We start from the raw sequence: 7,606 nt of genomic DNA on the forward strand, positions 1-7,606 counted from the left end.
TGTCCCCTTTCCCAGAAGAAATACAGGGATAGTTCCGGGGGTGCGAGGTCAAATGCGGAACAGCAAGATAAAAAAGAAATCAATGAAGAAGTGTGTCGTTGATATCAGATACCATGCGGCTGTGGGAGACTACAGCCGTATTCTTGTGGTATTAACGTCACATCAAGGGGAGAGAACAGATGGAAGAAACAAAAAGAAGTGGAATGAGCAAGGATCAATTCTGGAATCTGATTGAAAAAGCAAAGGAAGTGTGCGGCACCGATCTGGATGCTTCGGCAGTGTGGATCAAGCAGCAGCTCTTCTATATGACACCGGAGGATGTCCTCCAATTCCACAATCTTGTTTACAGTTACCGGGATGCAGCTTATAAGTATGGCTTGTGGACAGCGGCAGGTGTTATGATGGAAACCGGGTGCAGTGATGATAGTTTTTCTGATTTTCGGATGTGGCTGATTGCCCAGGGAAAAGAAGTCTATCTGAATGCTTTAAAAGATCCGGATTCCCTTTCCGGCGTGACTCCTTATGGATACTGTAGTTTTGAATCATTGGGATATATCTCATCGCAGGTTTACAGTGCCATGAAAGGGAAAAATATCTACCAGGACAGTACGGCAAGAATGCAGATGGAATGCTATGAGCAGGTGGTAAGGGATATTGTGTACCATCCCATGATCGAGTATCCGCTGGAATTGCCGGAAGCAATGGTGGTATATCCGAAACTCTGTGAATGCCATTTGTCCGAGCAGGTAAAGAAAGCACCACAGAAAGTAAAGACATGGAATGTTTCCCGGACGGATATCCGAAGGATGATGGCAAGAGGGAATGCTGCCATAAAGAAAATACAGGAGCAGGGACAGAATATACCGGAAGCAGTCCGATCCATCCATAAGGGTATGGTAAGATAAGCTTTCCGGCAAGGAGAAGTAATGTGTTATAAAAATGAATATCAGAAAAGGGCACATGGCGAGGTGGAAAGGATTTTCCGGGAACTTTTCCCGGAAGCCGGGCTTCATGTAAGGGAAGAACAGATCCGTCTCTGCCATGAAATGCTGGATGCCCTTATGAAAAATGAGATTACGCTCTGTGATGCAGGAGTGGGTATTGGAAAGACCTATGCCTATCTGACGGCCTGTATCCTGATGCGGAAATATAGTGTACTGCATTCCGGTTATTCGGGATGTGACAGACGGTCTGTGGTGGTATCTACTTCCAGCATTGCCTTACAGAAAGCTATCATAGAGGAATATGTTCCTTTCTTATCGGATGTACTGTTAAAAGCAGATCTGCTTCAGGAAGAATTAAAGGCAGTTGTCCGCAAGGGAAAGGAACATTTTGTATGTGATTACAGGCTGGCCCAAAGACTGGAGGCAGTCCGGGACAAGAATAAAAATCAGGTACAGATGGAGGCATTGAAGTCCCTCCGGCATAACTTTGATTTAGATTCCGTACATAACCTGAGCGGTTTTGACCGCAGGCTGGTGTGCGTACCGAAATTCTGCCCCAAGGAGTGTCCGGGGAAAGCCGGGTGCCGTTATCAGAAGCATCTGGACACTTCCAGGAAAGAGGACATTTTTTTACAGATCTGCAATCACAATTATCTTCTGGCAGATGCCATGCACCGAGCAAATGGGTACCGGCCGCTTCTGGCAGATTACAGGGCACTGGTCGTGGATGAGGCCCACAAGCTCCCGGAAGCTGCCAGCCAGATGTATGGGAGAAGTATTGGAAGAGAGGACGTGCAGGAAATCTCGTATTTCTTAAACAGGGAGCATAAAAGTTCGGAAGGTAAGAGACTACAGGATTGGTTTAATACACTTTCAATGGAAATCCGTAAGGATCAGGCCGGGATGGGAGATGACATAGCTGGAAAAGAAAATTTCTATTTTCCGGCAAAGTGCCGATCTTCTCTGGAGCAGGTAAGGGGGAATCTCAGTCTTATGCTTAAAAGACTTGCTGGAAATGTCCCTTACTGGATCTTCCGGCGGCTGGAAGAGATGGAAGAGCTGTTCGGCTGGTTTCTGAAGAAGGATACCAGATACGTTTTATTTCTTCAGCCAGACGGCAGGGGAGATCCTGTGTTTATGGCTGTTAGCAGAGAGATTCCAAGGTTTCTCCATGATTCCTTATGGGACAGGGGATTTCCCTCGATTCTCACCAGTGGAACTTTAAAAGCCGGAAATGGGTTTGTAAGGACCAGACAGATGACCGGGCTGGAAAAGAAAAGCAGAGTCCGGGAGTGTGTAGCAGAATCCCCATTTTGTTACAGAGAGAACTGTCTGCTTTATATTCCTGAGAATTTAAAAGCGACGCTCAAGGGAAGCCGGGAAGAGGCCGAGCAACTTGCAGGCCAGATCCGTGATCTGGTGTGTTCTACTTTTGGGCATACACTGGTACTGTTTACATCTTATACCCTGATGGGAAATGTGCAGCAGCTCCTGCGGGATCAGATCCCGTTCCCGATGGTGCAGGTATGGAGAAACTCACAGGAAGAAATCGCACGGTTTAAGAAGATGGAAAATGCCGTTCTGTTTGCAGCCGGCTCCTGTTGGGAAGGTGTGGATTTTCCGGGGGATATGGTATCGTCCCTGATCATTGTAAAATTGCCGTTTGCTGTACCGGACCCCATCCATGAAGCACAAAGGGAACAATACCGATCACTGGAATCCTACATTCAAAATGTTGTTGTCCCGGATATGCAGAAGAAGCTGCGGCAGGGATTCGGCCGGGCAATCCGCACGGAGCAGGACACCTGCGTTGTGTCCATTTTGGATCCCCGGACAGCAAAGAAAGGCAGGTATCGGAGTGATGTTCTGGAAGCACTGCCAAAGTGCCAGATGGCAGAACGGATCGAAGAAGTAGAAAATTTTATCCGAAGCCGGAAAGTGGAGCGGTACTATAGCTGAGAACATCCGTGGCGTTATTGGTTCTGCCCAGATCCGGGTAGCAGACAGGACAAAAAGTTTAGTGGTATTTCAGGGGCGGTTTGGAGCGAATTGGTAGTATTGGTGATAGCTTTATCGGCATGAGTTGGGTATACTGTGTATAGCGTTAGAGGAAAGGAAGTGAGCAGAAATGAGAAGATATGAGCTGGAAACAGAAAGAGAAGGCTCTGCAGTTTATTTCTTCATCAGAGATATAGAAACTTTGGACATTGTCCTGCTTCCTACCAAATATCTGATGCACAAGATACGGAGCAAATGTTCGCCGAATACGATACGGCGCTCCGCACTTTCCATCCTGTATTATCTGGAATACATCCATGAAAAAGAACAGGAATTGATAGATATATATCAAATGCCTTATGTCGAACAGACAGAACACTTTGTAAAGTTTTTATACTGGCTGAAAGCTGGGAAACATACGCAAGATGAAAATCACAGATCTCCGAACAATGGAACCTGCAACGCATACTTAAAAGATGTGTTCAGGTTCTATCTTTTTATAGAAGAAGAGTACCAGCAGTTCGGGGAACTGAAAGCACTGTCCTATAATTATTTTATGGCAGTCGATGCGGTAGGTGTAAAGAAAAGCATACGGTCAAGGAGCTTCAAAGGCTATTTAAAAGAGGAAGAGCATAAGGCAAGGGCAGCAAAGAAAGATGAAATTGTAGAAATCCTGAAAGCGTGTACCAATATAAGAGATCGGCTTCTCATGCTGCTTCTGGCAGAGACAGGCTACCGGATCGGTGAGATTTTGGGAATTGATTATAGTAAGGACATTGATTATCGGAACCACATAATCCGGGTATATTTCCGTGAGGACAATGAAAATGGAGCGAGAGCCAAGAATGCAGAATACCGAAGTGCGAAGATCAGCAAAGATACCTTCGATTTTTTAAATCTGTATATTGCAGAGTACCGAAAACTCCTTCAGCACCAAACAAGCCTGTTTGTGAATATTTCCGGGGATAACATCGGAAAACCAATGAACGTGGAAGCAGTATATTCCATGCTGAAAAGAATGGAAAAGAAAACCGGGATTAAGATCACGCCTCATATGCTCCGGCATTACTTTGGAAATGAGCGGAGAAAAGCAGGATGGTCGCTGGAACTGATACAGCTGGCTTATGGACACCGCCACATCCAGACAACCATCAACTATCTGGACATTGTGGATGATGAACTGCTTGATGCCAGCCAGGAATTCTATGAGAAACATTCCTCACTGTATGGGATTGAGGAATTGCTATAGGAGGTGGTTTTATGCCTGCGTTTTTACAATCTTTTATAGAAGCAGAAGAGGAACGGAGCAGGCGGATTGAGCAGCTACGAAAGGAAGTCCGTGAGTATGCAGAAGAGGAAGCAGGAAGTTCTATTACAGAACAGATTCTGTTGTTTCTGGCAGATGAGATGGTAGAACGTCTCTCGGAAATAGATTATGAACTGCGAAAGAAATTTGAATCATACATAACACCGTTGATAAAGCAAAAATACCTTTACCGATACACCGGAACATTCGACCGGATACGACAGTCGTACATCCGGGTGCGAATGAAAACTCCGGCAGGACAGAGGGAATGTGAATGGAAATATAAAAATGAAATCCTGTTTGTCCCATACCATTCGGAGCAGACAATAGTAAAGAGCGTAGAGACGGTACGGTGTCGGAGCAATATGGTTTGGAATTTTAAAGCGGCAGCCAGTGAAAAAATGAAACGCCAGATTTTTACGGTACTGGAATATATTCTGGAACATTATGAGGTTTCACAGCTGAGGGAATATAAACTGACCGGGCTACAGTTTTTTTATGAATTTTGTATCCGGGAGCAGATCACAGATATCCATCTGATGGAGCTGAAACAGGAAACATTATTTCAGAGCTACCTGGAGCAGAAAGTCGAAAAGGAACAACGGCGAAAACGGCTGAGGACAATTGTGGAGACTGCCCGTAAAGTGATTTTTGTACAGGCAGATGAAATCCGATGGGATGCGGCTGTCTGGTACTTAGATCGGTTTCATATTGCAAAAGAACGACGGAATCAAAGTGACAGTATAGAAAGAATATCGTTTCAGGAAGTTTTGTATCCCAAGAACCGATGGCTGCTTCAGGAATACATGAAGTATGAAATAGGAATCGGGGAACTGGCACTCAGCACCGTTTATGAAAGATTCCGAACAATCAGAAACTTTTTGCAGGAGATCGATGAACATCAGATAGATGTGACAGAGTGCGATGCCGGTCTGATAGACACTTATTTAAAAAATCTGCAGAACGGATCAATGGGAGCAAAGACATTTAATACAAATGTTACCGCAATTCAGTTTTTTATGAAGTTTCTGGAAGTAAAAGGATATATAAAAAAAGTTCCGTTTTATGCATCCTATTACTGGGAAAAAGAGATTCCAGTGCATCACAACAGAAGCGTGGAAGAGGACGTGTATATGGAAATCATACAGAATCTTTCACAGTTTCCAGAACATCTGAGAATGATGTTTTTACATCTCTGGTGTGTGGGCTTGCGGGTTAGCGAAGTCTGTACCTTGAAAGGGGATGCTTATGAGATGGGAGATCAGGTTGCACAAAATGTATTCTTACAATATGTGGATTACCTTCCTGTGCGATGTCCAGTTTTATCGTGATCTTTCGTCCGGAGATTATTATATTGGGCGGAGGAGTTTCTAATGTGGGAGACACATTGCTCCTTCCATTAAAAAAGAAAGTTATGGAGAATACTTATGCGGCTGATGTGATTGGAGTCCCGGAAATTCGTCTGGCAGAATGTGGAAATGATGCAGGGATCATCGGGGCTGCGATGTTGGAAAAATATGGAATGGACCGAAAAAAGAATGGGGTGTCATAATGGTCAGATTTGATATAGAAGGAAGTCAGAACGTAGAAGTCAGTAAAAAGATAAAATGTGAAAAGAGCTTGATCTGGCAATTGGAACGAATGGAGCAATATACGGATACTCACAAGGCGAATTTAAACCGATCCAAAGAGCGGAGAGAAGTAGAGTGCCTGAAGGTGATTTTCCCGGCATTGTTCCGTTCGATTGAGGAACAGGATCTGATCGCGGGACGCCTGGACTTTCTGCCGATCGGTTTTGGTACCGTTACTTCCATAGGCGGAGTCGGACATTATTGTGTTTTTAACAAACTTCGGGCATTTCAACGGGAAATCGAAAAAGAAGGAAAAGAATATTCAGATCGGGTGGAAGAACTTTATCGATATTGGGAGAATCAGGATCTGAAAGTTCTGTATTGTAAAGAGATCCTGACGGAGACGACAATCGGAAGATTCATTGATGTGGAATATCCGATGATTGCTACGGCAAGACTTTCCGGAATGATGTTGGATTATCATTTACTGCTGGAGTTGGGAATTCCGGGATTAAAGGAGCGGATTCAAAAAAAGATCAATGCAGATCCGGAAAATGAATTCTATCAGACTTGTCTGGAGTGTCTGGAGATTGTGACAGAAAGTGCAGAAGCATTGAAAAACCGGGCATTACAGCAAATGGAGCAGCTCCCGGAAACAAATCAGAAAAGAAGACAGGAATTGCAGCGGATTGCAGATGGTCTGGAATACCTGAAAGACCATAAGCCGGTTACATTTCATCAGGCGTTGCAGCTCTTATGGCTGTATGCATTGCTGGCGGGTGTGATTAATTACGGAAGACTGGATGATTTTCTGGGACCATATCTGGCAGCAGACCTGGAGGCGGGCAGATTATCGGAAGAAGAAGCGTACCGGTACCTGAAATCTCTCTGGACGATGATCGAAAACCGCAGGACGACGGTGAACGGCCGTGTGATTGTGGGCGGAAAAGGAAGACGCTATCCGAAAGAAGCAGATCAGTTTATGCGCATCGCCATGAAGGTGTGCAAAAACGTAAAATATGTGGAACCGCAATTTACACTTCGTCTGGAAAAAGATACTCCGGAAGATGTGTGGGAAGACGTGATGGAAGCACTGGGAAAAGGTGCGACCTATCCGACTTTATATAATGATGAAGTGAATATTCCGGCGGTATCTTACGGAATGCGTGTCGATGAAGAGACTGCGAAGAGATATGTACCGTTTGGATGTACGGAATTTGTGATTTGGGGACAGAGTACCGGAACCCCCAATATCTGTATCAACCTGCTGAAGATTCTGACAATTTACATGAATCAGGGAATTGATCCGATGGATGGTCAATTTAAACTGGGAGAATTGAAGCCAAAGAAACTGGAAGGAATAAAAAGTTTTGAGGACTTTTTTGCAGGGTATAAAGAAGTACTGGACTATTATATGGATCTGGCAGCAGAAGCCAGTTTCAGTCATACAGGATCATGAATGAACATGTCAGTTTCCTGTTTACCAGTATTCTGATGGATGACTGTCTGGAGCGCGGCAAGGCTCTTTTGGACGGAGGAGTGCGATATCTGGGTGGCACCTGTGAAACCTATGGGAATATTAATACTTCGGATTCTTTGTGGGCAATCAAAAAGCTTGTGTTTGAAGAAAAGAAGTATACATTAACAGAGATGGAACAGGCAGTCTTAAAGAACTTTGAAGGCTGTGAAAAGCTGAGAAAGGATTGTCTGGACTGCGAGAAATACGGAAATGATCTGGATAATGTGGATGCGATGGCAAATGAGGTCTATGAATATGTTGCAAAAGG

At 44.5% G+C, this 7,606-nt stretch carries 7 protein-coding genes; all 7 read left to right on the forward strand.

Annotated elements, in window-relative coordinates:
- The first annotated feature begins 179 nt into the window (after positions 1-179).
- Positions 180-905, forward strand: a complete 726-nt coding sequence (locus tag KGMB01110_RS14270) for a DUF4240 domain-containing protein (RefSeq protein ID WP_118035266.1) — start codon at positions 180-182, stop codon at positions 903-905.
- 21 nt (positions 906-926) lie between these two features.
- Positions 927-2,903: an ATP-dependent DNA helicase gene (locus KGMB01110_RS14275; RefSeq protein WP_119298177.1), complete on the forward strand. Its 1,977-nt coding sequence runs from the start codon at positions 927-929 to the stop codon at positions 2,901-2,903.
- 169 nt (positions 2,904-3,072) lie between these two features.
- Positions 3,073-4,191 (forward strand): tyrosine-type recombinase/integrase, encoded by a 1,119-nt coding sequence (locus KGMB01110_RS14280; RefSeq protein ID WP_119298178.1) that lies wholly within the window; start codon positions 3,073-3,075, stop codon positions 4,189-4,191.
- Positions 4,192-4,202: 11 nt separating this feature from the next.
- Positions 4,203-5,579, forward strand: a complete 1,377-nt coding sequence (locus tag KGMB01110_RS14285; RefSeq protein ID WP_243112874.1) for a recombinase XerD — start codon at positions 4,203-4,205, stop codon at positions 5,577-5,579.
- A 44-nt stretch (positions 5,580-5,623) separates the two neighbouring features.
- Positions 5,624-5,800: a hypothetical protein gene (locus KGMB01110_RS14290; RefSeq protein WP_243112875.1), complete on the forward strand. Its 177-nt coding sequence runs from the start codon at positions 5,624-5,626 to the stop codon at positions 5,798-5,800.
- Positions 5,800-7,278 (forward strand): glycyl radical enzyme domain-containing protein, encoded by a 1,479-nt coding sequence (locus KGMB01110_RS14295; RefSeq protein ID WP_279220934.1) that lies wholly within the window; start codon positions 5,800-5,802, stop codon positions 7,276-7,278. The genes KGMB01110_RS14290 and KGMB01110_RS14295 overlap by 1 nt, the downstream gene beginning before the upstream one ends.
- A partial coding sequence (locus KGMB01110_RS15560) for a pyruvate formate lyase family protein (RefSeq protein ID WP_279220935.1) occupies positions 7,275-7,606 on the forward strand: 332 nt, incomplete at its 3' end. The genes KGMB01110_RS14295 and KGMB01110_RS15560, both read left to right, overlap by 4 nt.

This window comes from Mediterraneibacter butyricigenes (assembly GCF_003574295.1).
GTDB lineage: Bacteria > Bacillota > Clostridia > Lachnospirales > Lachnospiraceae > Mediterraneibacter_A > Mediterraneibacter_A butyricigenes.